This is a genomic window from Saccharopolyspora antimicrobica, assembly GCF_003635025.1.
GTDB lineage: Bacteria > Actinomycetota > Actinomycetes > Mycobacteriales > Pseudonocardiaceae > Saccharopolyspora > Saccharopolyspora antimicrobica.
On sequence record NZ_RBXX01000002.1, the window covers coordinates 877,014 to 898,590 of the forward strand.

27 protein-coding genes are annotated in these 21,577 nt (G+C 68.6%); 8 read left to right on the top strand and 19 right to left on the bottom strand.

The genetic code is table 11. The features are described from left to right. Nucleotides 1-91: 91 nt before the first annotated feature. The gene (locus ATL45_RS04670) at nucleotides 92-1,342 is read right to left on the bottom strand and encodes a DUF6236 family protein (RefSeq protein ID WP_093151960.1); all 1,251 of its coding nucleotides are present in this window, start codon (nucleotides 1,340-1,342) and stop codon (nucleotides 92-94) included. Nucleotides 1,343-1,450: 108 nt separating this feature from the next. Then, the gene (locus ATL45_RS04675) at nucleotides 1,451-2,503 is read right to left on the bottom strand and encodes a threonine aldolase family protein (RefSeq protein WP_246025167.1); all 1,053 of its coding nucleotides are present in this window, start codon (nucleotides 2,501-2,503) and stop codon (nucleotides 1,451-1,453) included. A 319-nt stretch (nucleotides 2,504-2,822) separates the two neighbouring features. Between ATL45_RS04675 and ATL45_RS38715 the strand changes: the two genes are divergently transcribed. Beyond that, on the top strand, nucleotides 2,823-2,999 hold the full coding sequence (locus tag ATL45_RS38715; RefSeq protein ID WP_170210159.1) for a hypothetical protein: 177 nt from the start codon (nucleotides 2,823-2,825) through the stop codon (nucleotides 2,997-2,999). Continuing rightward, nucleotides 2,996-3,226, top strand: a complete 231-nt coding sequence (locus ATL45_RS04680) for a hypothetical protein (protein ID WP_093151967.1) — start codon at nucleotides 2,996-2,998, stop codon at nucleotides 3,224-3,226. The genes ATL45_RS38715 and ATL45_RS04680 overlap by 4 nt, the downstream gene beginning before the upstream one ends. Before the next feature lie 442 nt (nucleotides 3,227-3,668). Here the strand turns inward: ATL45_RS04680 and ATL45_RS04685 are convergent, their stop codons facing one another. Together ATL45_RS04685 and ATL45_RS04690 are read right to left on the bottom strand one after the other, a co-directional pair. Beyond that, complete coding sequence (locus ATL45_RS04685; RefSeq protein ID WP_093151970.1) at nucleotides 3,669-3,869, bottom strand: DUF397 domain-containing protein; 201 nt, start codon at nucleotides 3,867-3,869, stop codon at nucleotides 3,669-3,671. Between the two features lie 27 nt (nucleotides 3,870-3,896). Then, nucleotides 3,897-4,790, bottom strand: coding sequence for a Scr1 family TA system antitoxin-like transcriptional regulator (locus tag ATL45_RS04690; protein WP_093151973.1), 894 nt, complete (start codon nucleotides 4,788-4,790; stop codon nucleotides 3,897-3,899). A gap of 360 nt (nucleotides 4,791-5,150) precedes the next feature. Here ATL45_RS04690 and ATL45_RS04695 point away from each other — a divergent pair, with 360 nt between their 5' ends. The 6 genes from ATL45_RS04695 (at nucleotide 5,151) to ATL45_RS39500 (ending at nucleotide 9,257) form a co-directional block, all read left to right on the top strand. Further along, nucleotides 5,151-5,381: an HC3 family zinc finger protein gene (locus tag ATL45_RS04695; protein ID WP_093151976.1), complete on the top strand. Its 231-nt coding sequence runs from the start codon at nucleotides 5,151-5,153 to the stop codon at nucleotides 5,379-5,381. Further along, on the top strand, nucleotides 5,306-5,599 hold the full coding sequence (locus ATL45_RS04700; protein ID WP_170210109.1) for a hypothetical protein: 294 nt from the start codon (nucleotides 5,306-5,308) through the stop codon (nucleotides 5,597-5,599). Before ATL45_RS04695 ends, ATL45_RS04700 begins: the two co-directional genes overlap by 76 nt. Further along, nucleotides 5,596-5,934: a hypothetical protein gene (locus ATL45_RS04705; RefSeq protein ID WP_093151981.1), complete on the top strand. Its 339-nt coding sequence runs from the start codon at nucleotides 5,596-5,598 to the stop codon at nucleotides 5,932-5,934. Before ATL45_RS04700 ends, ATL45_RS04705 begins: the two co-directional genes overlap by 4 nt. A 349-nt stretch (nucleotides 5,935-6,283) precedes the next feature. Then, nucleotides 6,284-7,183, top strand: a complete 900-nt coding sequence (locus ATL45_RS04710) for a hypothetical protein (protein ID WP_143121622.1) — start codon at nucleotides 6,284-6,286, stop codon at nucleotides 7,181-7,183. Next, a complete protein-coding gene (locus ATL45_RS04715; RefSeq protein WP_170210160.1) occupies nucleotides 7,180-7,785 on the top strand; it encodes an AAA family ATPase in 606 nt (201 codons plus the stop codon). Before ATL45_RS04710 ends, ATL45_RS04715 begins: the two co-directional genes overlap by 4 nt. Nucleotides 7,786-7,790: 5 nt before the next feature. Further along, complete coding sequence (locus ATL45_RS39500) at nucleotides 7,791-9,257, top strand: ASCH domain-containing protein (protein ID WP_246025168.1); 1,467 nt, start codon at nucleotides 7,791-7,793, stop codon at nucleotides 9,255-9,257. A gap of 409 nt (nucleotides 9,258-9,666) precedes the next feature. On the opposite strand, the gene ATL45_RS04725 is transcribed toward ATL45_RS39500, so the two are convergent. The 15 genes from ATL45_RS04725 to ATL45_RS04795 form a co-directional block, all read right to left on the bottom strand. Continuing rightward, nucleotides 9,667-10,332 (bottom strand): DUF3800 domain-containing protein, encoded by a 666-nt coding sequence (locus ATL45_RS04725; RefSeq protein WP_211841180.1) that lies wholly within the window; start codon nucleotides 10,330-10,332, stop codon nucleotides 9,667-9,669. Nucleotides 10,333-10,449: 117 nt separating this feature from the next. After that, nucleotides 10,450-10,722, bottom strand: coding sequence for a hypothetical protein (locus tag ATL45_RS04730; protein WP_093151990.1), 273 nt, complete (start codon nucleotides 10,720-10,722; stop codon nucleotides 10,450-10,452). Continuing rightward, nucleotides 10,715-11,488, bottom strand: coding sequence for a hypothetical protein (locus tag ATL45_RS04735; protein WP_093151993.1), 774 nt, complete (start codon nucleotides 11,486-11,488; stop codon nucleotides 10,715-10,717). Before ATL45_RS04735 ends, ATL45_RS04730 begins: the two co-directional genes overlap by 8 nt. A gap of 2 nt (nucleotides 11,489-11,490) precedes the next feature. Continuing rightward, nucleotides 11,491-11,778: a hypothetical protein gene (locus ATL45_RS04740; protein ID WP_093151995.1), complete on the bottom strand. Its 288-nt coding sequence runs from the start codon at nucleotides 11,776-11,778 to the stop codon at nucleotides 11,491-11,493. A 10-nt stretch (nucleotides 11,779-11,788) separates the two neighbouring features. After that, nucleotides 11,789-12,544 (bottom strand): hypothetical protein, encoded by a 756-nt coding sequence (locus ATL45_RS04745; RefSeq protein ID WP_093151998.1) that lies wholly within the window; start codon nucleotides 12,542-12,544, stop codon nucleotides 11,789-11,791. Between the two features lie 8 nt (nucleotides 12,545-12,552). Continuing rightward, the gene (locus ATL45_RS04750) at nucleotides 12,553-13,677 is read right to left on the bottom strand and encodes a hypothetical protein (RefSeq protein ID WP_093152001.1); all 1,125 of its coding nucleotides are present in this window, start codon (nucleotides 13,675-13,677) and stop codon (nucleotides 12,553-12,555) included. Between the two features lie 4 nt (nucleotides 13,678-13,681). Then, a complete protein-coding gene (locus ATL45_RS04755) occupies nucleotides 13,682-14,926 on the bottom strand; it encodes a hypothetical protein (protein WP_143121623.1) in 1,245 nt (414 codons plus the stop codon). 10 nt (nucleotides 14,927-14,936) lie between these two features. Then, nucleotides 14,937-15,803 (bottom strand): phage distal tail protein, encoded by an 867-nt coding sequence (locus ATL45_RS04760; protein ID WP_093152006.1) that lies wholly within the window; start codon nucleotides 15,801-15,803, stop codon nucleotides 14,937-14,939. Then, nucleotides 15,803-18,202 (bottom strand): hypothetical protein, encoded by a 2,400-nt coding sequence (locus ATL45_RS04765; RefSeq protein WP_093152009.1) that lies wholly within the window; start codon nucleotides 18,200-18,202, stop codon nucleotides 15,803-15,805. Before ATL45_RS04765 ends, ATL45_RS04760 begins: the two co-directional genes overlap by 1 nt. Before the next feature lie 154 nt (nucleotides 18,203-18,356). Beyond that, nucleotides 18,357-18,704, bottom strand: a complete 348-nt coding sequence (locus ATL45_RS04770; protein WP_093152011.1) for a hypothetical protein — start codon at nucleotides 18,702-18,704, stop codon at nucleotides 18,357-18,359. Nucleotides 18,705-18,712: 8 nt separating this feature from the next. Further along, entirely contained in the window at nucleotides 18,713-19,279 is a 567-nt protein-coding gene (locus tag ATL45_RS04775) for a hypothetical protein (RefSeq protein WP_093152014.1), read from the bottom strand. A gap of 3 nt (nucleotides 19,280-19,282) precedes the next feature. Beyond that, nucleotides 19,283-20,272 (bottom strand): phage tail tube protein, encoded by a 990-nt coding sequence (locus ATL45_RS04780; RefSeq protein WP_093152017.1) that lies wholly within the window; start codon nucleotides 20,270-20,272, stop codon nucleotides 19,283-19,285. A gap of 3 nt (nucleotides 20,273-20,275) precedes the next feature. Then, nucleotides 20,276-20,461, bottom strand: a complete 186-nt coding sequence (locus ATL45_RS04785; RefSeq protein ID WP_093152019.1) for a hypothetical protein — start codon at nucleotides 20,459-20,461, stop codon at nucleotides 20,276-20,278. Nucleotides 20,462-20,494: 33 nt separating this feature from the next. After that, a complete protein-coding gene (locus ATL45_RS04790; protein WP_093152022.1) occupies nucleotides 20,495-20,947 on the bottom strand; it encodes a hypothetical protein in 453 nt (150 codons plus the stop codon). Then, nucleotides 20,944-21,576 (bottom strand): hypothetical protein, encoded by a 633-nt coding sequence (locus ATL45_RS04795; protein ID WP_093152024.1) that lies wholly within the window; start codon nucleotides 21,574-21,576, stop codon nucleotides 20,944-20,946. The genes ATL45_RS04790 and ATL45_RS04795 overlap by 4 nt, the downstream gene beginning before the upstream one ends. Nucleotide 21,577 lies beyond the last annotated feature (1 nt).

Genomic DNA, 21,577 nt, shown 5'->3' on the forward strand with positions numbered 1-21,577 from the left:
CCGTCCAGGCGAACCGAGTTCAAAGGATTCCTACATCACAACGAAACCTGGAGCCGCCAAACCAGCAGAGCGACAGCACGGCGGGGTTCGCTCAGCGCTGTCGGATGAGCTTTCGGACGCGGTTGGCCAGGGTTGCCGGATCGAATTCCTGTCCCACGCGGAACAGGTAGCCGACGGGCGACTCCCGCATGGCCTGGCGTCGTTCGTTCCTCGCCTGCACCGGAACGCTGGCCAGGCAGGTCGCCACTGCGGCCGAGCCGGTGATCGCCGGGTTGATCCCGGCGAACTGGGCAGCCGTCGCGGCCAGCGGTGGCAGCGCGAACGTCTTGATGTTGGCCAGCGCGCGGACGGACTCCAGCCCGATGCTACGCAGCCGTTCCCGCAGGTCGTCCAGCTGCTTGGCCACGGTGCGCTGGACCTCGTTGTGGATGTGCTCCTGGAAGAGAGTGAAGTCCTGGACGTCCTCGATGCCGCTCATCTGCTCGACCTGGCCCGTCACGTACTCGCGGAACGCGTCCAGTTCGACACCGAACTTCTGCCGTATCTCAACGATCTTGCCCACCGGAACGGAAGCGAGGTTCGCAGGCACCACCGTCTCGAAGGCCGTCAGCACGAACGCGCCCAACGGATCCCCCGGCTCTCTTTCGCTCCTGCTGATCCGATGATCGCCCAACAGCGCAGCGGCGATCCGCTCCACGGTCCAACCGGAGACGGCCGCATGCGGCAGGACTTGATCGGTGACCGGATGCAGGTGATTCTGTGAAGCGACTTGCTCGGCCAGAACGCACATGTAGACGTTCGCCAGCTCCGGATGCATGCCCAGCCAACGTCCGCCACGCCCCGGAGCTTCGACCGCGAGTCCCTCCTCGATCAGATTGTCCACCACCTGCGGTTCGGTCTTACTGAGGTGGATGTAGCCCAGCCGTGGATCCAGTTCCGAACGGCTCTCCGCCGCCGACGGCCCGCCACGCCCCGGCCAGACGCCTACTGATCCCGCCGACGTCGCCCCTCCGTGCACCGACGAGGTGTTCATGAAACTGCTTGCAGGCCGGGGCGGCCAGCGTGCCGACTTGTCCAGCCCGAAACGTTCGCGCAACTCCGCTGCGTACTCACCGACGAACTGCAGGAATCGCCGTTGAACGGAGATTGCGGCCCGATTCGGCAGCACATCGACCAACCAGCCCATCTCGCGCCGCAGCACCTCCGCTACGGCGGAATCGCGCACCGGATACGACGCCGGCCGCAACCGCCCCATTTTCGGCCAGTACAGAGCGGCGTACTTCAACCACGTGTCATCCCGCACATGGATGTACGGGTAGTACAGGGCGATCGGATCCACCATTGCCCTCCTAGGCCAACACCAGTCCGCCGCGCCACTCTAGCGACACCACCCAACCCCCTCTCGTGCTTCGAGCGTCTCGGGCCGGGATCCGCGACGGGCAGCCGTGAATCATCCGGCCTGTGCTCGGTTCACCAGGTCACGGACGAGTTCCACCACCTCGTCAGGGTCGAACTCCATCGCGTTCTCGCCAACCGTGATCTCGAAAGCGCAGCGCGACGGATCCGGCGACGAACGGACCTTGATGAACAGCTGCGTGCCCATCTCGGCGAGCATTCGGGCACCGGCCCGCTCGACCGCTGCTTTGGCAGCGGGAACGTGGACGTGGAACAACGGAGTCTGCGGCGGGTCGGGAAACACGCGCACGGTCCCGTCCGCGTTGAGCGCGGCGGCGATCGCGACGGCGTGATCGCGGAACTCCGCCATCCTCGGCACGAGCCGGTCCAGCCCCGCCAGCGCTCCCAGCGCCAACGGCCAAGCGTTCGGGATCGCACCGCCAAGGCGTTTGCGCCACACCGCAGCTTCGGCCACCGTCTCGTCATCACCGGCCAGCACGGCACCGCGAACACCTTGAAGGCCCTTGTAGAGCGACACGTAGACGGTGTCGAAGAGCCCGGCGATCTCCGCGTGCGGGCGGTCGTAGAACGGTTGCGCTTCGAAGATCCGACCACCGTCGAGGTGCACCGCCGCGCCGCGCGACCGGACCAGGTCGACCTGCTCGCACAACTGCTGCCACTCGGGGAGCAGCCCGCCCAGATCCCGCTGCGGCAGTTCCCACACCACGGTGGCCAGCGGTTCGCCGACGGCGGCCAGATCCGCCTTGCGCAGCAGCTGATTCCGGTCCCCGACCGGGTGGAACCGCAGCCCGTGGACCGCGTTGTAACCCTGCAGCTCCCAGTTGTCCAGGTGCAGATGCGGATGCCCGGCGAAAGTCCACCGCCCCCGCCGCTCCGCGTGCACCCGCAACGCCACCTGCTGAGCCATCGCCCCGGTGGGGAAGAACAACGCCGCCGGAGTCCCCACCAGCTCGGCGATCCGCGCCTCCAGCACGGCCACCGGCTCCTCCGGCAACGTGTCCGGACCGACCAGACCGGCCCACTGCCGCAACAGGTCGTGCGGCTTGAGCCGTAGAACGGAGTGCAAGGCCAGCGAACGCCGAATCACCGAACCACCCATGACCCGGAAGCCTGCCAACAACCTCTGACATCCCACGACAGCGGTGAACACCGGCTAACCGCTGTCAGGTGGCCACCCCGCAGCGATCGAGATGGCGCGTCTCCGACGAGAGCGCAAAACAAGAAGCCCAGGTCGTTGACCTGGGCTTTGCGCTCCTCCGACTGGACTCGAACCAGTAACCCTTCGAACAATCGGCCGTACGTCATCCCAGGTCACGTCATGTCTCGACGTGCAATTTGTAGGCGAACCTAAGTCGTCTGGTGTCGCCTCAATGCACGGTGTGTCGCTCCGTTTCCGTGCAATTTCCGTGCGATCGGCCGAGCCGATCAGGCTCCTCGTCGCCAGCAGGTTCCTGTCCTGCCTCGCCGTCGGCGGCTTCTTCTGGGCCGCGGCGTTCTCCCCCAGCGAGTCAGCGGAGCTGCCGCCGCCGATCGAAGCCGCCGCGCCCGTCTCGGCGTCGGAACCGCCGGGGGTGACGCGATGAACGAGCGAGCCGAGCGCGTGATCGCGGTGATCTACGGCGCGGTGGTCGTCACCATCATGACGGCCGCTCTGCTGTTGCACCTCGGCCCTCAGCTGGCCTGCGCGCTGCTGTCGGTCGTGGCTGCGGACCAGGCGCGTGTGATCGCGGCGATGGCCGGATGGAGCCTCGCCGTCGGCATGGGCACCGGCGGTCTGCTGCTGCTTCGCCGGTTCGGCGGTGCTCGATGAAGCGCCGGCCTCGCACACCCGAACGGCAGCACGCTGCCAGCAACGGTTGGGCTGTTGCCCGCGTCCGCGGCCGGGACACTCAGCACTCCTACCTCGTGACGTACCGCCACCAGCACGTCGGTTGGCTCCTGCACGAGGCGGACGGGTGGCGGTGGCTGGTCACCTGGTCGCCGAGCACGGCAAGCAGGGGCCCGCGGTTCGGAATTGAGCGCACCAGCCGCCGGGCATACCAGACCTGGCAGGCAGCTGCGGGACATCTCGCACGGACCGACGTCGGCCGCCGAGTCGCCGGAGCCGGGTGCAGCCCGGCCGAGTGGAAGCCGCTGACGAACACCCCGTGGACGCCGCGCCCTGCGGTGACCGACGCCCAGCCATCGGGTAGTTCGTAGCGGTGCAGGTCCCGCTGTGCTGTTGCCAGCGGGGCCTGCAACCGTGATGCGGATCAGTTGTCGAACTTGCCGAACTTGATGTTGGTGAGGAACCTGGCGAAGTCCGTCTTGGTGAAGATCAAGGCGGCTTCGTGTGGGTTCTTCGAGTCGCGCACCGCGGCCACGTCGTCGAGGTTCGTTGCGACCTCGACGCACTGGCCGCTGCCGGCGCTGCGCGAGGACTTACGCCACGCAGCACCCCCGAGCTCGTACATCGTGCAGTTCTCCCTTGCAGGGGTCTCTCACAGGGACTTCGCCAGGTTAACCACCTGATCGAGGGTTTCCTCTGGTGAGAGCGCCTGCTGCCGCATGGCCTTGAACACGGTGGTGTAGTGCGTGATGTCGGCGGGGCGTTCCAGCCAGATCGCACCGCGTTCGTTCTCCAGGTAGACGGCGTCCATGTCGAGCGTCTCCGGGAACCGGAGCAGCGAGAACGGGCCCTTCATCGCTGGGTGGGCTCCAGCGCGGAAGGGCATGATCTGGATGGTGATGTTCGGCCGCGAGGCCGCCTCGGTGAGGTGTTCGAGCTGGTCACGCATGACGTTGGTGCTTCCGACAACGCGGTGGAGCACTGCCTCGTCGAGCACCACGTGAAGGTGCGTCGGGTGGGAGTCGCGGTTGAGGCGGCTCTGGCGGGCGGCGCGGAGTTCGACCGAGCGGCGCAGGTCGGCGTCGGTGGACTGCGGCAGGCTGGCTTCGATCAGAGCTTCGGCGTAGTCCGACGTCTGCAGCAGGCCGTCGACGACCGAGGGGTTGTAGTTCCACAGCTCGGTCGCGTCGCTTTCGAGGCCGACGAACTGCTCGAACCACTCGGGCATCGTGTCGGAGTAGAAGTCCCACCAGCCGCGCTGGTTCGCCTCGTCCGCGAGGCGCACGAGCAGGTCAGCGCGCGGTGAGCCGACGTCGTAGTACTGGCAGAGCAGGCGCACGTTGCGCGGCATGATCGCCTGCTTGCCGTTCTCCATCTTGCTGATCGTGCCTTCACGCAGCCCGGACCAGGTCGCGGCTTCCTTCAGCGACTTGCCCTGGCCTTGGCGGATCTCGCGCAGCACCCGGCCGAGGTGTCGCCGCCGCAGGTTCGGCCCAGCGTCTTCATCCAGGACGAGGTCCTGTTCGTTGCCGTGATCCTCTGCCATGACGACCTCTCTGCTGCCGCGTTGAAACGCTGCTCAGTCTGCCCTACCGAGCCACATTCCTGAACAGCACACGATCGGAGCAATAGCCTCAGGAAATTTCCTGAGCTATGTTGTCTCTCGTTGGTTGCCTGAGTCGTTGGCTCGTGGCAGCCAGCGGGCCCTCCCCGTCGCGGTCTCTCACAGGGCTAAGCGCCGGGGAGGGTTCAACACCCTGGCTCTCCTGGGGCGGAACTCCGACCACCCCAGGCCCGCCGCTCCGTCGCGACGACTTGCACCTGCGTCGGCGCGCGGCGGCCCCCGCGGGGCCGGTGGCGAGCACGGTTCAGCCGCCGGCCCCGCCCCCCTTCGAAGGAGGCCCTGATGTACAGACCGCATCCGTTCAGTTGGGTTCCGGCTGCTGGCGCGCGGCACGCGAGCGCCGAGAAGAGGCCAGCTGGCGGTTGGTCGGACGGCACGACGCTCACCGCGTTGTGCGACCAGAAGATTCAGGCTGAGTCCGGAGAGCTGGCCTGGCTGTGGGCGACCTGCCCGGGCTGCAGCAAGGCTGCGCGGGTGCTCGCGGGAATGCCGCCGACGGCGGTTGCGCGATGACCCCGCAGGAACGTCAGACGCTCGCGCAGCTCGCGAAGACGATCAAGCAGGGGATGCTGGCGCTCGGGTACGCGGTCGACGACATCGAGGCGGGTCTCTGGACGCCCGCCGAGCTGGAAAACCTAGCGGGCACCATGGACCTGCTGGCGAGGCAGCTGCGCAGTGCAGCGGGCGAGCGCAGCCGGGTTGTTGTCGAGTCGGTGAGGGCCGACCGGTGATCGCCGTCATGGTCGCCGTGGTGGCGCTGCTTGCGATGGCTGCGGCGTGGGCCACCTACTACTTCGGGTCATCGTCCCGGCCACAGCACGCCGGAGCGGGGCCGGGCACGCTGACCGTCCAGCAGCTGATCGAGCGGCTCGACGCCGAAGCGCGCGACGGCCGTCACCGGCTGTGCGAACCGGCCCCGCGGTTCAGGGGCCCCAGCACTGAGCGTGCCGACGAACAGCCGCGAGCCCTGCCGGCGATGCGCGCGGCGCCGGTGCTCGCGGGTGAGTTCGCCACGCCGACCGACGACGTGCTGCGGTGCGTGCTGGACGGGCTGCGGCGCCTGTAGCCCCGGCCCGGGTGCCGTGACCCCCGACCGGCACCCGGACCGGGCGGGCGGGAGATGCCTTGTCCCTCGGGGCATCTCCCGCCCGCAACCACATTGCCTCTTCGTACGTCCATCGCCTCCACCCCGGCGCGACGCTGCCGACTGCCAGCCGGGCTAGGCCTAGCGATGGCCGGGCCCGCCCCGGCGGGGTCGACGCGCGGCAACGACGCCACAACCGACCCCACCGCGCGCCAGGACTTCGATTCGATCAGGGATACGACATCCCTCGTCGCATCTCCGGCCGAATCCATCTGGGCGAACCCTCCTTGGATCACTGGGCTTTTTCTGGGCATCGTGCTCCACTACTGGCATGCCCAGAAAAAGCCCAGTCGAAGCCGTTGTTGATGATCTGCAACTGCTGCTCCGGCGCGGCCTGCCTGTCGCGTCGGACAGCTCGGTGGCCGTGCTGCTCGAACTGCGGGGAATCGTGGGGCGGGCAGTCGATCCCGACGATCAGGCCAGCCGCGTGGCCGCGTTGGACGGCACGCTGCGCGGTCTGCTGGCCCGATTCGACGACGCCCGCTACGCCCCGGCCGCCCGCGCCTTGTTCGGCTTGCCGCCGGCCGAGCCCGGCCTGAACCTCACGGCCCGCCGGGAACTGGCGGCGCGGGTCGCCGGCCACGAGGCGCACCACTTCCGCAAGCGCGTCGAACCTCAGCTCGTGGGCAAGCTCGCGGATGAGCTGCTGGCAGACGCAGACCGGTTCACCCGCTCGCCCATGATCGCGCCGCGGCTTGCCCCTGTCCGTACTCGCCAGCCGGTACCGGCCGATCCCTTCGCGTGGGAAGTCGCCGAGCACGAGGAACAGCTGACGCGGATGTGGTCGGCGATCTACGCGGCCCGCGCCGAACTGCTCTGCATCGAACGGTTGATCAGCCTCCAGGCTGATCGGCAATCCGTTGTCCGCGTCGCGGTCACCGCCGCGTGGCGGTGGGCTTCGGCCCGCGCCGAGGCGATCGGCTACCTGGCCGCGTTCGCACCCGACGTTGCCGCCTCCGCCGACGAACTGGTGGCCATGGCCGGGTGGACCCCGGCGCTGACCCCCGCGCAAGCATCGCTGCTGACCGAGGCCGCCAGCGGAGGCGCAAGCCGCGAGGCGTTCGTGGCCGCGCTGCACGGCGAAACCGGGCTCGGAGCTGTCTGGGTTGACGGCTTCCTGGCCCGGACAGCACCGAACCCCCTGATTGAAGAGAACGGAAAAGCATCGTGACCAGCACCAACCCCGCCCTGGCCGTCGCTCTTGAGAAAGCGGCTACCGAGCAGGCGCGCCGCTACGTCATCACCGGCGGCCCCTCCTCCGGCAAAGACGACCTCATTGAGGCGATCCACGCAGCCGGGATCCCGTGCATGGCCGAGGAACCCGGCCGGGAGATCTACCGCAAGCACCGCGAACGGCTCGGCCGCCACCTGCTCAAGGAAGACCGGCGGGCCTACTCCCTGGAGGTGCTGGAGGCGTTCATCGCCGAGTACACCGCCCACACCAGCGGCATCCGCTTCTACAACCGCGGCATCCCCGACGGCTACGGCTGGGAAGGATTCTTCGGGCTCAAGCCCACCCCGCAGCTGGAAGACGCCACCCGCACCTACCGCTACGACACGGTTTTCGTGCTCGATCCGCTCGACACCTTCGAAGACCCGGACGACATCGTGTGGGCCAAGGACCGGGAGATCCGCCGTGTCCACGAGCTGATCGTGCAGGGCTACTACGACGCAGGCTACGAGCCGGTGTTCGTCGCACCCGATTCCGCCGCGGCCCGCCTGGACTTCATCTGCGCCAACCTTCGCCTGCCCAGACCAAGCCGAGGAGCGTGATCACGGTGCGTCGCAACGGGAAGCCGTCGTTGCTGCTGTCCCCGAACAGCATCCTGGCCAACGCGCTGTTGCGCTCGATCGACCTCCTGCGGCCCCGCGTGCTGGCCATGCGGCCGGCGCGGATCGAATTCGTGGTGGGCACCCAGATCAACGGGGCACCGCACCTGGGCACGAACCTGGTGCAGACCGCGGCGTTCCTGCTGGCCAAGCTCGCCCGCCGGGAGTTCTCCACCGACACCCGCGTGCGGTTCGGCGCGCTGGACAACGCCCCGTACGAGGTGGTGCTCGACCCCGAGACCCACACCGCCTACCAGCAGACCTACTACCACGCGCTCGGCAAGGACAAGATCGCCGAGCTGATCGAGAACTACTACCGGGCGTTCTTCGACTCGCTGTCGGAGGCCACCGACACCGACTACGCGGTGGAGACCTACACCGACCAGCAGGCCACACCAGGATTCCGGGCGGAATTCCTGCGGACCCTGGAACGCCTCGATGACATCCGCTGGTGGATGGCCCCTTCCCACGGGGTCATCCACACCCGCATCCCCTGCCCGGTGTGCGGGTGGGCCGAGAAACGCGCCGACCGCACCAAGCTGGCCCACCTGGACGAGGACGGCGCGACGTTCACCGCGGTCTGCTTCGACCACGGCCCCTACGAAGCCCACATCGACCCCGAAGACGATTCCCCCTACCTCGACCTGGCCACGCTGTACCGCAACCTGGTCAAGGAACGCGCGCTCGGCCGCAGCACCGACACGCTGCACGTGATGATGAAGGGCGGCGACTGGGCGTTCGGCTGCCAGCTCGTTGACGGCGCGCTCGGCGCACTGCACGCCCCGCCGGAACACATGCCGGTACGGATCTTCACGCCGCAGGTGCTCGCCCCCACCGGGGCGAAGCTGTCGAAATCGCTGCTCCGCGAACACGGCACCCGCGCGCTACCCGCCGACGTCGAGCCCTGGATGCTCGACACCACCACATGGCCCGGCAGCACCGACAACTACGTCGATGCCCTGGTGTGGCTCGTCGGCGAACTACTCTCCGACCCCAAGCACTTCTTCCGCTCGTTCACCGTCAAGGAACTCGGCCGACTCATGACCGCACGCCCCACCGAACCCACCATCCGCGCCCACGAAATGGGCATCTACAAGCGCTACTTCGACCTGATCGCCACCGGCCGCAAGACCACCGAGATCAGGGTCAACGACTCCAGCCGCAAGAAGATCAAACCCGGCTCGCTGATCCGGTTCCGCTGCCAAGGCGACGAAGTCCTGACGCGGGTCACCCGCGTCAACCGCTACGCAAGCTTCGAGGAGATGTTCGACCACGAGCCCGTGGCGTCGGTCAACCCCACCGCGACCCGTGACGAGCAGCTGGCCAACATCCGCCAGATCTACCCGCCAGAACGTGAAGCACTCGGCGTCGTCGCCATCGGCATCGAACTCACCGACCCACCCCGTCCCCAGTAGCCGCAGCAACGACGAACGCGCCCCACACCGGACCCGATCAGGGTTCCGACGTGGGGCGCTGGTCTTTCCGGGCGGTGCGTCGTAGCGCCGCCGGACAACGTGCGCGAGTAGCCACGCAGGGTTCTGCACTCCGCCACTGCTACCGGCCGCGCCGTATCGTGAACGTCGCCTCCGCGATCCAGCCGTCGGTCGCGTCGCGCAGCCAGGCAGTTTGCTCGCCTGGCACAGCCGTCCTGGCGCGATCGGTTCCGGCGCGCGGTGAGCTCATGAGACGTTCGACAGCTGGGGACCTGAGCGCTGGCTTTGCATCTCGCCGAAGGTTCTGGCATGCTCTTTGGGAGCGGTCGGTGAAAGAGGTCCAGGCGATCTCTTCTCGCGAGGCAGGTCCTCACGAGATAGCCGGCCGTTCTTATTGCCACGGTCCCCACGGACGAAAGCACGACTGTAGCGTCGGCTTCACAGCTTGCTCGTACCAGTGGCAATTACCGCGCTCCAACTGACGCTGCACCGCCCAAAGGCCGTAATCTGCGACTTGGATACCAAAGGACGATGGCGCATCCCAGGAGCGAAACACAATTTCACGCTGATTCGGAGCGAACTCCGAACACACCTGCTCCCAGGCCTTCCTTGCCGCAGCAGCACGTTTCCGCGTGCCAAAGGACGCGACGATCACAACCAAACGATCCCCCACCTTCGTGACCTGCTGCGATATTGTCTTGAAATGCAGCTCCCAGGCGTACTGGTACAGCCACATTTCGCCACGCTCTCGCACCCCTTGGTACGCATTTGGCTTGTACAGGAAGGTGGTATCAAACCTAGGTGCCAGGTCAGAAATGAGGTCAAACATGGCCGTGCGCGTTTCCGTGCTGTCGTTCACGGCATGGAATCCCTTCGCAAAGTGACTGTCACTTTGCGCCACGTCGACACGCAGGCGCAAGCCCCGGAACAGCGCCTCGCCGTGGTCAGCCTCGAAAACAACCGTTCCGATACCGAAATACGCGGGATTGCCGTTCTGTCCGGCACCCTCGTACGCAAGGTTTCCGGTCTCGTCGGCGTACATGTAGATGTCGCTCACGCCAACACTGGTCTCCTTAGCCCTGTCAGGTCTCTATCTGGAGGTAGATCGCGATTCCGCCACCAGGTGTTACGTGAGTCGCGCGGAGAGCTTCTTGGGACTGCTACACCTCGTCGATCACGATGCGGGTTCGTTGCTTCTGGGCTGGTACGTGGGCGGTGTGCTGGAACCGAGCAGGATCCGGATCGCCCATGCGGGCAGACGACGCTCGGCCAACCGCAGTACGGCGTAGACAGCGCCGAGCACAGCGGGCACGACCAAGACGTCACCAGCCGCGCCGAGCGGGCCGGTAAGCCAGTGCGGGGCGCCAGCGGTGACCAGGTAGGTCACCAGGGCAGACCAAGCGGCGGGGACGATCGTGCGCAGCCAGGCGGTGAGCTGGTTAGACACGGGGCGCTCCCTGGACGTTGACGACGACGTTCACGGTCGCGTCGGCGAGGACTGCCCGGACAGTGTCGGGGATGGTGCCGAGCGCGGTGACGATGCCGTGCAGGGTCTCGGCCTGGCGGGCGAGTTCGTCGCGGAGCTCGATGACGTGCTTGTCGACGTGCCGGATCGTGTCGACCGGAGTGAGTTGAGTTGTGCCGTCGACGAACGAGGGCCAGCCGGGAAACTGGCCGGGGATCCGGGAGCCGGTGAGCTGCTGGAGGATGTCGCGCAGCATGTGGTTCTCTTCGGGGGTCAAGTCCGGTCCTTCCTGTGCGGGTGGGGGCGCGGGGCTGCGGGTGAGGCTGGGCAGGTTCCAGGGGCGCGGGTCGTCGGCGAGCGCGACGTCGGAGTGCACGCTGATGTGGAAGTGCTTGCGGTGCGGGTTCGCGCCGCGGTAGGGCGTCCAGCGCCACGGGTTGAAGCCGGGCCGGGTGTCGAGGATCAGGCCGTTGGCGATCAGGTACTTGATCCGCGGATCCCGGCTGGCGGCGAGTTCGTCGGTGATCCGGTCGATGTCGAGCCCGGCGGCCGGGTCATGGGTGAAGTCGCGGGCGGTGACGAGCCTGCGGCCGTCCGGGGCGGGGCCGGCCCACGGGTTGTGGTCGCTGGTGCGGTTCTGGTGGTTGGTGTCGCCGATCCCGCCGTCGGATGCCTTGCTGCGGGCGGGAAACGCGGTGTTGAACTGCTGCCGCAGCGTTTCGAGCGAGCGGGCTACGCGCCAGGTCATGGTCAGCTCCCGATGGTCTGGGCGAGGGTGGGGATCCAGCCGAGCAGCGCGGCCAGCACGGCGATCCACAGCGCCCAGCGCTGTGAGCGTTCGCGGTCGCGGGCGGCCTGCATGGCGGTGAGGTCGGCTTCGATCTGGTCGACGCGGTGCTCGACGACGGCGACGCGGGGGCCGTGCGAGGCGACGTGGCCGCGCATCTCCGCGGCGAGCTCGGACAGTTCGGTGCGGATTCCGGCCAGTTCGCGCTGGACGTAGCCGAGCGCGACGTCGGCGGGTGTCTCGGTGGTCATCGCCTCTCCGTCACAGGGTTTGGTGGAGGTAGCAGCCGAAGGGCTGGCAGGCGATCACGCCGGAGCCGGAGGCGGTGGCGGTGATGGCGACGCCGGTCCAGTCGTTGCCGACCTGCGCGGACACGTCCGCCGTGATGTGTCGGAATCCGAGGGCGGAGGACCACTCGGCGACGGTGGCTCCGCCGACCTTGAGCCGGTACGTCACGGTGGGCGTCCCGGTCGCCGGCCCCCACAGGCCGTCGACGGTGATCCATGGGTGCGAGATCGACGCGCGTCCTTCCCACATGGTCGATTCGCCCGTGATCTTGGAAGCGTCGATCGTGGAGTACGAGTACACCTCGCCGAGCCCGTCGGTGTGCGTGGTGATCGTGCGGGGTACGAACTTCTGGTAGAGCTGCACCGGCAGCCAGGGGCGCGCGAGGCCGACGCCGGTTGCGGCGTCGTCGGAGACCAGGATGCGGTCCGCGGCGTCGGTGAGCGCCCAGAAGTCGCGGCCGAAGGCCTGGTTGCCTTGGGTGAACAGCAGGCGTGCGCCGCCTTCCCGGCGGATGGTGAGCACCTGCTTGCCGCTGGTGTCGGGACCCATGTAGAGGATTTCGGTCCCGTTGTCGTCGACCATGCGCAGGAAGGCGTCCTGCAGCAGGGTCAGGCCGCCGCGGCTGATCGTGGCCGATGCCAAGCCGACGGACTTCCAGAGCCGCCGCAGCTCCGCCTCGGCGCGCTTGAGCCGGTCCAGCAGGTTGCTGGGCTGGTTCACCTGGCCCACGGTGCCTCCTATGCGATGCCGTCGAGCAGCGGCGCGAGCGTGAGCGTGACCCGCTCGGCGTCGGCTGAGGGCGCGAACTCCATGTCGACCACGCGCACCGGGCCGTCGAACCCAGCTCGGTGGAACCGGTCGGGTGGGATCACCAGCCACCCGTCATCACCGCGGTTGACCTCGGCCGCGGTCGGTGGGATGTCGCCGCGGACCACGATCTGCGGGAGCACCACCGGCATCCGGGCCGCTTGCTGGTCAGCCTCGGCGTGACCGAACAATGTGGACTCCGATTCAGCGCCGCTGTAGTTGTTCTCCAGCTCCAGCAACGGGAATCCCTGCTTGTAGCGCTCGGGCTGCTCGTGTACCGCGATCGGCGTTCCGAGGTCGACGCCCTCGCCGGTGGCGAAGGCGCGGGTGGCCATGCGGGTGCCGTCGGTGGGCCAGGTGTAGCTGATGGTGTTGCCGCGCAGTTCCCAGACGTGGCTGCTCCCCTGCTGGCCGAGCCACGGTTCGCCGATGCGCAGGATGCGCCGCGGAGCGCGGGGACCGGCGATGACGTCGAAGACCATGTCGGGGCCGCCCTCGACGTTGGTCAGGTTGCGCAGGGCCTCGCCGGTGTCGGTGAGGTCGTAGCCCCGGTAGGTGCGATCGCGCAGGACGTTGGAGACCGTGGCGTCGAGCTCGATGCCGATGTTCCCGCCTGCGTGCTGCTGGGCCTGGGCGACCAGGCGGCGGGCGATCTCGTTCTGCTCGACGTTGTCGTAGGCGATGGTCAGGCCGGCCACCGCGGTCAGGTTGGGGTTGGCCGGGAGGACCGGCAGCACCTTGCGGTGGTCGAAGTAGCTCCAGAACTCCCCCGCGCCGACGGTCACCGTCTCGTCCTCGGAGTTGTAGGAGCGGGACCAGATGATCCCGCCCCACATCGGCCGGGAGTCGCGGAAGGCGTAGATCACGCGCCGGCACGGCATGGTCAGGTCGTAGGCGTCGAGGTGCTTGGAGTGCTCGCCGAGTTTCCACGTGGCGTTGAACCGTCCCGAGCCGTTGAGCGGCTTGTTGAACCGCACCGACCGCAGCGGGACTTCCTCGATGAGCGTGTTGGTTCGCAGGTCGGCGATGGCGTAGGTGTAGACCGGCAGCGCCACGTGCTCACCCCCGTAGCCACGTCAGCGACATGTTCACGCCGTTGCCGAGCGGGTCGAGGTTCAACGAGGCGCCGGTGTTCTGGTAGGCCCACATGCTGAGCTTGTCGCCCGCGTTGAACCGGCGCGTCGTCGAGCAGCTCAGCGAGCACGGTTCGCCGGCCTGGTCGCTGGCCGCCTGGGCGTAGCGGCTCCCGGTGGGTGAGCCCGCGATCGCCAGTGCGCGCTCGGAAGCCGAACCCGTGGAGACGAACCGGATGTTGGCCGCCAGATGCCACAGCCCGGCCCGGTTCAGCGTGAACTCGGTGCCGTTGCCGACGGCGGCCACGGACACGTCGTCGGAGACGTAGTCGAGATCGGGCAGGTGCACCCGCTGGTCGACATTGTTCGGGATCGGCTGCGCGGTCGCCCGGTAGTAGCGCGCCTCGTGCCGGGTGGCGTCGGTGGTGCCGCCGATCGGGAACGCATCCACCCAGGCCGAACCGTTCCACCGCTGCACGATGTTCGTCGACAGCCGCATGATCAGCTGCCCCGTGATCGGGTTGCTGATCTCGGAGGCGGTGGCCACCACCGGGATGCTCGGCACCCGCCAGTCGGTGCCGTCGTGCACCTCGATGCGCCGGGTGTCCAGCCGGTACACCGCTTGGCCGGCGTAGGGGTTGGCAACGCCGCTGCGCGCGGTGGCGTCGGTGACGGGCGTGATGCCGCCTGCGGCGACGGTGCGGGCCACGTCGAAGTTCTGGATGTCGACGGTGGTGATCGTGGTCGCGTTCGGGGGCACCACGATGCGGGCCCGGACGATGTGGTCGGCGCTGCCGGGGACGGCCGGGTCCACTGGGGTCGCCGCGGGGGTGCCGACGATGTGGCGCACCACCATGTCCGAGGTGGTGTCGCCGTAGTAGGCGTCGGACTGCTGGAACACGATCAGGTCGTGGCGGGGGTTGGATGCGTCGGCCGGTGCGGTGCCGAGCACGTTGATGTCCTTGCTGGCGTCCAGGCACAGCAGGTAGGCGCCGCCGCCGCGCTGGGACTGCAGCACTGCCCGGAACGGGGCGACGTGCACGAACCCGTTGGCGGTCGGGCTGGTGGCGCTCACCGTGCCCGGAGTCGACGCCGCGGGGAGCAGCCCGGTGCGGGAGGTGATCTGTCCGGCGGGCGTGGCCAGCGCGGCGATGGTGATCCGACCGTCTTCGACGGTCTGCACTCCGCCGCTGGCGACTTGCTGCACTGCCCACGAATGGCGTTCGGCCACGTGATCCCCCTCAGAAACTCGTGTGGTGGTAAAGGCATTCGAGTTGCCCGGTGCCGTCGCTGGTCTCGAACCGGATGCGCGTATTGCCCGGCGGGAGCGTGAACCACTGGCGCCGGATCAACATGTTCGATCGGCTGACCCCGGTGGACAGCAGCACCGATCGGTCCTCGGTGGACAGCAGCAGTTGCTGCCCGTCCAGGAGGGTGTAGGAGTCGTCGAACGCCAGCTCGGCGCCGGTGTCGGCGTTGCGGATCATCGGGCGGGTGCAGGGCCCGGTGATCCGCCAAGTCGGCTGGGCGTGGGCGTTGCCGTCGTTGGTGACGACGAGCTCGCCACCGAACTGCGCCGAGCCCCACACCAGCGGCCACGTCAACGGCCACAGCAGGCCACCACCGCCCGCCACCGGGGGCGCGGTCGCCGGGGCCTGCTGCGGCAGGTGCAGCAGGCGCGGGTTGGTGGCGCGCCACTGGATCACGCCGCGGGTGAGCCCGTAGTGGTACTCCACCGGGGTCGGGATCAACCGGCCGGTGCAGCGGGCCAGCACCATCGCCTTGATGCCCTGCCACCGCACGACCAGCGGTTCTTCGGCGGGGTTCTCGTCGGGCGCGGTGATGCGTCGCAACGTCGACTCGGCGGCCCGGAAGCTGGCCGGGTCGGAGTCGCCGAGCTCGAACGACAGCGTCACGATCCGCCGGTCAGCCAACAGCTGGCCGGGCTGGTAGCCGTGCGCGTTGGCGAGCTCGGCGTCACCGTCGCGGAGGTCCGGCAGGTCCAGCCAGCCTTCCAGCTGCACCAGCTCAAACGGCGTGTCAACGCCCAGCAGCGCGCCGCGCCATTCGACTTGCCCGTCCGTCGTGATCAGGTCACCGGCGGCCACTACCCACCCCCACGAGAGATCCAGTCCAAATCGGCAGCGATGTCGTAAGGTGACTGGTTGGGCTGCGCGACGAACGTTCCGATATGGACAGTCGCGCGCGGTGCCGGTTCGCTGGATGGTCCAGCTTGCGCCAGCACCCGCCGGGTTTCGTGCGTCGGGAGGACCCGGCCCGGACCGGAGGGCACCAGCAGCTCCGGTCCGTGCTCCCCGACCAGGACCGAGCGCTGCGACGCGATCGGGCCACCATGTGCGCGGGTGGCGGTGCCGCCGGCGCCACGGCGGTATCCCTCGCGGGTGAAGTGCCCGCCGATCTGGCGGCTGACCTGCGTCTCGATGTAGATCGTCTGCTGGGACCGCGGGCGGAACCAGTTCTCCCACGCGGTGACCGCGGTGTACGCCTGGCCCGTGTCGCCCCGGATCACGGTCAGGATGTCGCGGGGCATACCGAAGTACTTGTCGGCCAGACGCTGAGCCTCGGCAGCAGTGAACCCCATCTGCTGCGCTTCGGCGAGGAACTGCGCGCGCCGCTGGTTCACCGCGTTGAAAGCATCCGCAGTCGCCTGCTGCTGGGACTGGCCCTGGCGGATCGCGGTGTCGTAGGCGGTCTGCGCGAGTCGCCGGTACTCATCGCCCTGCCGAATCAGGCTCTCGTGCAGCTCGCGGCCTTCCTTCGTCGTGGTGTTGATCTGGCCGTCCGCGGCGAACAGGGCAGCGTGCCAGTTCGCGGTGCCGGACCGGACTCCCTCGATCGATTCCCGCAGGTTGTCCAGGCTCTCTTCGAAACCGGCGGTGGCCTCTTCCATCGTGATCTCGATGCCGAACAGCTGCCGCCACGCCGAGTTGAGGGCATCGACCCGGTCTGCGGTGTCGGCCGTGGACGTCTTAAGGGTGTCCATCGCTTCGCGCAGCGAATCGGCCCCCGGGACCGAGCTCTGCATGGCAGCCCCGGCCCCGTCGACTCCCTCGGCGTACTGCCGCTGCTCCTCGATCGCGCCCGCCACAGTGCTGCGCAGCCCGTCGGTTGCCAGCAGCAGATCCACCGACGCCTCGGACTGTTCCTGCATGGAGCCGCGGACGCCCTGGAAGGTTCCCTGCTGCTCGAAGGCGGTCTGGTTGTAGGCCTGCAGCTTCGCTTTCAGGGCGTCCAGAGCGGGCCCGCCGGCGATCAGGGCGTCGACATACTCGGCGTGGGTCAGCCCCGCCGCCTCGACCGAGTTGGCGATGTCCTGGTACTGCTCGGACTGCATGATGGCGGCGCGGGCGTTGGAGTCGAACGCCCCGGCGGAATCCCGCAGTGCCGACGACAGCGATCGCTGGTCGCCCTCCGCGTTCTGGCTGGCCGAGCCGAACAGTGCGAGCCCGATCGCTGCGGCGGCCAGCGCGGCGCCGAACGGGCCGCCCAGCACGCCGAGCATGCCGCGGCCGGCGGTCTGCAGCACGCTGCCGCTGCCAGCGGCGCGGCGCGTGTTGTCGCTGAACTGGATCATCGAGGTGGCCACGCCCGAGACGACCTCGCGCACGGCGCGCATGCCGCGCATCGCAGCCGCCATCGACAGCCACAAGCCGATCAGCGGGCCGAGCACGCCCGACAGCGGCTCGATCACGTTGAGCACGCCAGACAGCACGTCGAGCGCAACGCCGACCGCCGAGGACATCACCGGCAGCGCACCGCCGGACATGTCGTTGATGACGCCGATGACGCGGGTGATGACCTCGGCAACCTCGTCGCCGTGCTCGGCCCACACACCGGTGAGCCCGACCAGCACGCCGCCGACCTCCGGCAGCACACCGCGGATCAGCTGCCCGAAGTGCTCGATGCCGGCACCGGCATCGTCCGAGCCGGTCGAGACGATCTCGAAGAAGTCCCCGACACCAGCTCCTGCGTCTGCCATCAGCGACGCCATGCCGTCGATCACCGGCCCGGCGCGCTCCACCGAGGTGACCATGCCCGGCATCGCGTTGCGCGCGAAGTCGGTCACGCCCTTGGTCAGCGTGGCCACGTAGGGCGCCGAAGCGGCGAAGGCGTCCCGCATCAGCGGGCGCAGTTCCTCGTACGCCGCGCCCATTTCCTCCGCGGCGCCGACGAACGCCGATTCCAGCGGCGCGGCGTCCGCCGTCAGGCCGGTGCGGACGGTCTCGGACAGATCATCGAAGCTGTCGCGGACAGCGGCGTTTTCCCGCAGCGCGACCGCGCCGAGCCCGATGAACGCCAGCGGCAGCGCGCCGACCGCAGCGGCGACACCGGCCGCCGCGGCGGCCGAACCTCCGGCCACGCCGACCAGGGTCTTGGTGGCGCGGTTGCCCATGCGGTCGATCGAGTCGCCGACCTTGTCGAAGGTCTTGCTGGCCTTGTCGATGCCGAGGACGGTGAACACCAGGTCGCGGGCGCCGCCTGCCATCATCGCCTCCCAGCAGCGGTCGGTGGCGCCTCAGCGCGGGCGCGACGGTGTTCGTCGACCAGCTCGGCGCACATCCAGAAATCGGTCAGGGTCAGGCGTCCGACATCGGCCGGGTGCATGTGCCACAGCTGCAGGAACCACGGCTTGTAGCGCGCTACTTCCTCCGCGACGTCCTCGGCGTCGCCGCGGTAGGGTCCGGCGCCTGCCCGGGGTCCTCAGTCGTGTTCTCGACCACCGGCCGGAGCAGCTCCCGGCCGAAGTCGGCCCACCGGAAGTTCATGGCCTCGCCGTCGAAGGTCAGCTGCTCGCCGGCCTTACGGCGCGCCAGCCAGAAGAACGCCTTCACCGCGAGCGCGTCGCCCTGGTCGAAGTCGCCGCACAGCTGAATCCACTTGCAGCCGGTGAGCTTGCACAGCTCGATCGACTCGTCGACGGTGATCGAGTGGAAGTCCAGCGTCCACTCCGATTCGCCGAGCTTGAAACGGAAGTCCAACGGCGTCATGCCGGTCCTCATTTCCCGAGCTTGGTGATGATGTCGTTCACGGCCTTGACCGCGCCGTCACGCACCTTGGAGCCGTGGCGGCGCATGGCGGAGTCGAACCAGCCAGCGGGGCGCGCGGTCTGCGTCACCCACCAGTCGCGATTGCCGAACACCGGATGCCGCCACCGGCCCTCATCGAGGTAGCGCGGCAACTTGCGCTGGTCCGGTGGCAGATAGCGGGTCAGCGTGCGAATGCGCACCGACGCCGACCGGGCGCCGGCCGACATCTGCAGCCGCACCGCGCGCGCGATCGTGGCGCGCAGCCCGCGCTGCTCGTAGGCCTTGCGCTTCGCACGTTCGGTGCGGGAACGGGTCCGGGACATGGCGTGTTCGCGTCGCGCCTGCCCGCCGCCGCCACGGGTGGCGGTGGTGTTCACGCCGCGCACGTTGTTCTGCGCGTCGTCAACGGCCGGTTTCGCCGCGGTCCGCATCTGGCGGCCCATTTCCCGGCGCAACCGGCCGTCCCCCGCGGCTTTGAGCTCGGCGGCGGCCCGGCGCAAGTCCTGCGTACCGCGGATCTCGATGCGAGCGGGCACGGCTCACACCGTCGCGTCGGTGGTCTGGTACTCCAGCCGGATCGACGTGGTGCCGTTGTCGACAACCTTGAACGGCAGCGTCTGCATGATCACGTTGCCGTCCGGCACGTTCGGCGTGGTCCCGTCGAAGCGGACGTTGGCGGTGATGCGGACCTCGTAGTCGTAGGTGCCGCTGATCGTGCCGCCGGCGAACAGCAGCACCAGCTCCGCTTCGGCGCCGGAGACGAACCGGCTGTAGGCGGTCAGATCCTTGAACTCGCCCTCGATCGTGCCGCTGTAGACCCGGGCCTGCGATCCCTCCGAGCCGATCTCCAGCGGCTCGTTACGCAGCCGGGAACCGTGCACGTAGCGGTCATCGGCGAGGCCGTTGGTGCCCTGCACGCTGATCGACCGCATTTCGTGCGCGGCGCCGTCGAGCGTCAGCGACCCCTCGACGAAGGTCAGCAGGTCGAGGTTCGCCGGGTAGGAGGCGGTGGCCAGCGGGGTGGCGGTGGTTTCGTCGCGGCCGAGGATCGTCGGCGCGAAGGTCACGATCTCCCCGATCGCCGAGCTCAGCGTCCACGAGCCGATCTTGCAGCCGGTGTAGGTGAACGGGTGCACCGTTCCCGACGGCGCGCCGGGGCGGCCGACCTGGATCGTCAGCCCGGGCGGCAGCGGGCCGGGGGTGAAGGTGTGCTTGTAGACGGTGGGGTTGCCCGCGGCGTCCGGCTGCGCGGTGGTCACCGAGCCGAAGCAATGCTTGAACCACCGGCCGAAGGACACGGTCCCCAGTTCCATGGTGATCTCGCCGCCCGCGCTCCGCTGGCCTTGAAACCACCGGCCGGTGCGCAGCACCCGGTGGCCGGGCCGGATCGCCGATGACTCGATGCGCTGCGCTTCCAGCGACAACGTCTCAGAGCGGATCTCATAGCCGCGGTCGACAGTGACTGCGGTGCCGTAGGTGGCCTCTTCGCCGGTCATCAGCTGGGCGTCGAGCCCGCTGGGGATGCCCATCCCTCAGCCCTCCTTAGCGGTCTTGGTGGTGGCGGGCTTCGGCGGCGTGGCCTCGGCCCAGATGGTGGACTGCTCCAGTAGTCGGGCGGCGGGCTCGTCGGGCACCTCGATCGGCGTGCCCTGCTCGGCGGTGAGACCGAGTGAGGGCACGTCGACGGCCCGGAACGGTCCGGTGTAGACGATGCGCACAGCAACTCCCAGGCGTGCGAGGAGTGGACAGGGTCAGGGGGTCAGGCGGGCGCGGACTCGGATCGCCACGTCGAAGCGGCTGCCGCGTGCGGTGCCGTCGCCGATCGGGCCGACGTGATGTACCCATCCGGTCATCTCGGCCCACTGGATCGCCGGTGTCAGGCGCGGGTTCTGCGCGAGGCACTGCTGCAGCTCGGCCAGCAGTGCCGCGGCGCGTTGGTCCGCGGTTTCGGCGTCGCGGCCGTCGGTGATGAGCGCCTGGACGACCATCGGGAGCGCGAACTGCTCGTCGACGTGCTTGGTGCCGGCCTTCATGACCGGGATCCCGGCCTCGGTTTCGGTGTCCTCGCCGAACCACAGTGACTCGGCGGCGATGCCCCGCTGCGGCATCTCGTAGGCCAGCTGCACTCCGGCCAGGCCGGGGCGGGCGATCAGCGCGTCGAGCAGCGCGCGCTTGACCACCGGCAGGGTGGTTCCGGTGCTCATGCGATGCCCATCCGCGGCTCTTGGATCTCGCGCGGGAACATCTCGCGGACCGCGCGCGGGACTGCGAACGTCGGGAAGCTGCTGGCGGGCACGTCGAATTCGCCGATCGTGGCCACGCTGTCTTCCTGGGACCGCCACAGGTTCTTCAGCATGAGCATCGCGGCGATCTTGAACCGCGGGTCCACGCTGGCGGTGTTGGCGAATCGGCCCGCCTCGTAGGAGACGACGACGGCCGAGCGGCCCGGCGCGAACCTGGCGTCAGCGCCGCTGCTGCGGCGGCGCAGCCAGTTCGACGACAACGACCGGTCCGGCTCGTACTGGTCGACCATGAACGCCTTCCCCGGCTTGCTGGTGCGGGTCTCGGCGGTCAGCGGGATCTCGGTGCCATTGACGTACTCGGCCACCGAGGTGATCGAGCGGACCGGGTAGTGCGTCAGCAACACCACATGCCGACCACCGTCGTGCACCTCACCGACGACGAGGCGCGCCACGACCGGGCCCACGAGCTCGTCGAGCCGCTGCGACACGGCGGTGATCCACGCCGCCAGCTCGATGTCCGACGCTGTGGTCCGGGTCGCGTTCAGCGCTTGCTTCCCCTCATCGAGGGTGAGCACGTCGAGGGTGGCCACG

What these genes read in the sequence shown, in the direction of transcription:
- ATL45_RS04735 (WP_093151993.1), bottom strand. Translation starts at nt 11,488, where the DNA reads ATGACCTGGCGCGTAGCCCGCTCGCTCGAAACGCTGCGGCAGCAGTTC.
- ATL45_RS04680 (WP_093151967.1), top strand. Translation starts at nt 2,996, where the DNA reads ATGAACGAGCGAGCCGAGCGCGTGATCGCGGTGATCTACGGCGCGGTG.
- ATL45_RS04690 (WP_093151973.1), bottom strand. Translation starts at nt 4,790, where the DNA reads ATGGCAGAGGATCACGGCAACGAACAGGACCTCGTCCTGGATGAAGAC.
- ATL45_RS04765 (WP_093152009.1), bottom strand. Translation starts at nt 18,202, where the DNA reads ATGGCAGGCGGCGCCCGCGACCTGGTGTTCACCGTCCTCGGCATCGAC.
- ATL45_RS04695 (WP_093151976.1), top strand. Translation starts at nt 5,151, where the DNA reads ATGTACAGACCGCATCCGTTCAGTTGGGTTCCGGCTGCTGGCGCGCGG.
- ATL45_RS04685 (WP_093151970.1), bottom strand. Translation starts at nt 3,869, where the DNA reads ATGTACGAGCTCGGGGGTGCTGCGTGGCGTAAGTCCTCGCGCAGCGCC.
- ATL45_RS04790 (WP_093152022.1), bottom strand. Translation starts at nt 20,947, where the DNA reads ATGAGCACCGGAACCACCCTGCCGGTGGTCAAGCGCGCGCTGCTCGAC.
- ATL45_RS04780 (WP_093152017.1), bottom strand. Translation starts at nt 20,272, where the DNA reads ATGGGCATCCCCAGCGGGCTCGACGCCCAGCTGATGACCGGCGAAGAG.
- ATL45_RS04670 (WP_093151960.1), bottom strand. Translation starts at nt 1,342, where the DNA reads ATGGTGGATCCGATCGCCCTGTACTACCCGTACATCCATGTGCGGGAT.
- ATL45_RS04770 (WP_093152011.1), bottom strand. Translation starts at nt 18,704, where the DNA reads ATGACGCCGTTGGACTTCCGTTTCAAGCTCGGCGAATCGGAGTGGACG.
- ATL45_RS04710 (WP_143121622.1), top strand. Translation starts at nt 6,284, where the DNA reads ATGCCCAGAAAAAGCCCAGTCGAAGCCGTTGTTGATGATCTGCAACTG.
- ATL45_RS04740 (WP_093151995.1), bottom strand. Translation starts at nt 11,778, where the DNA reads ATGACCACCGAGACACCCGCCGACGTCGCGCTCGGCTACGTCCAGCGC.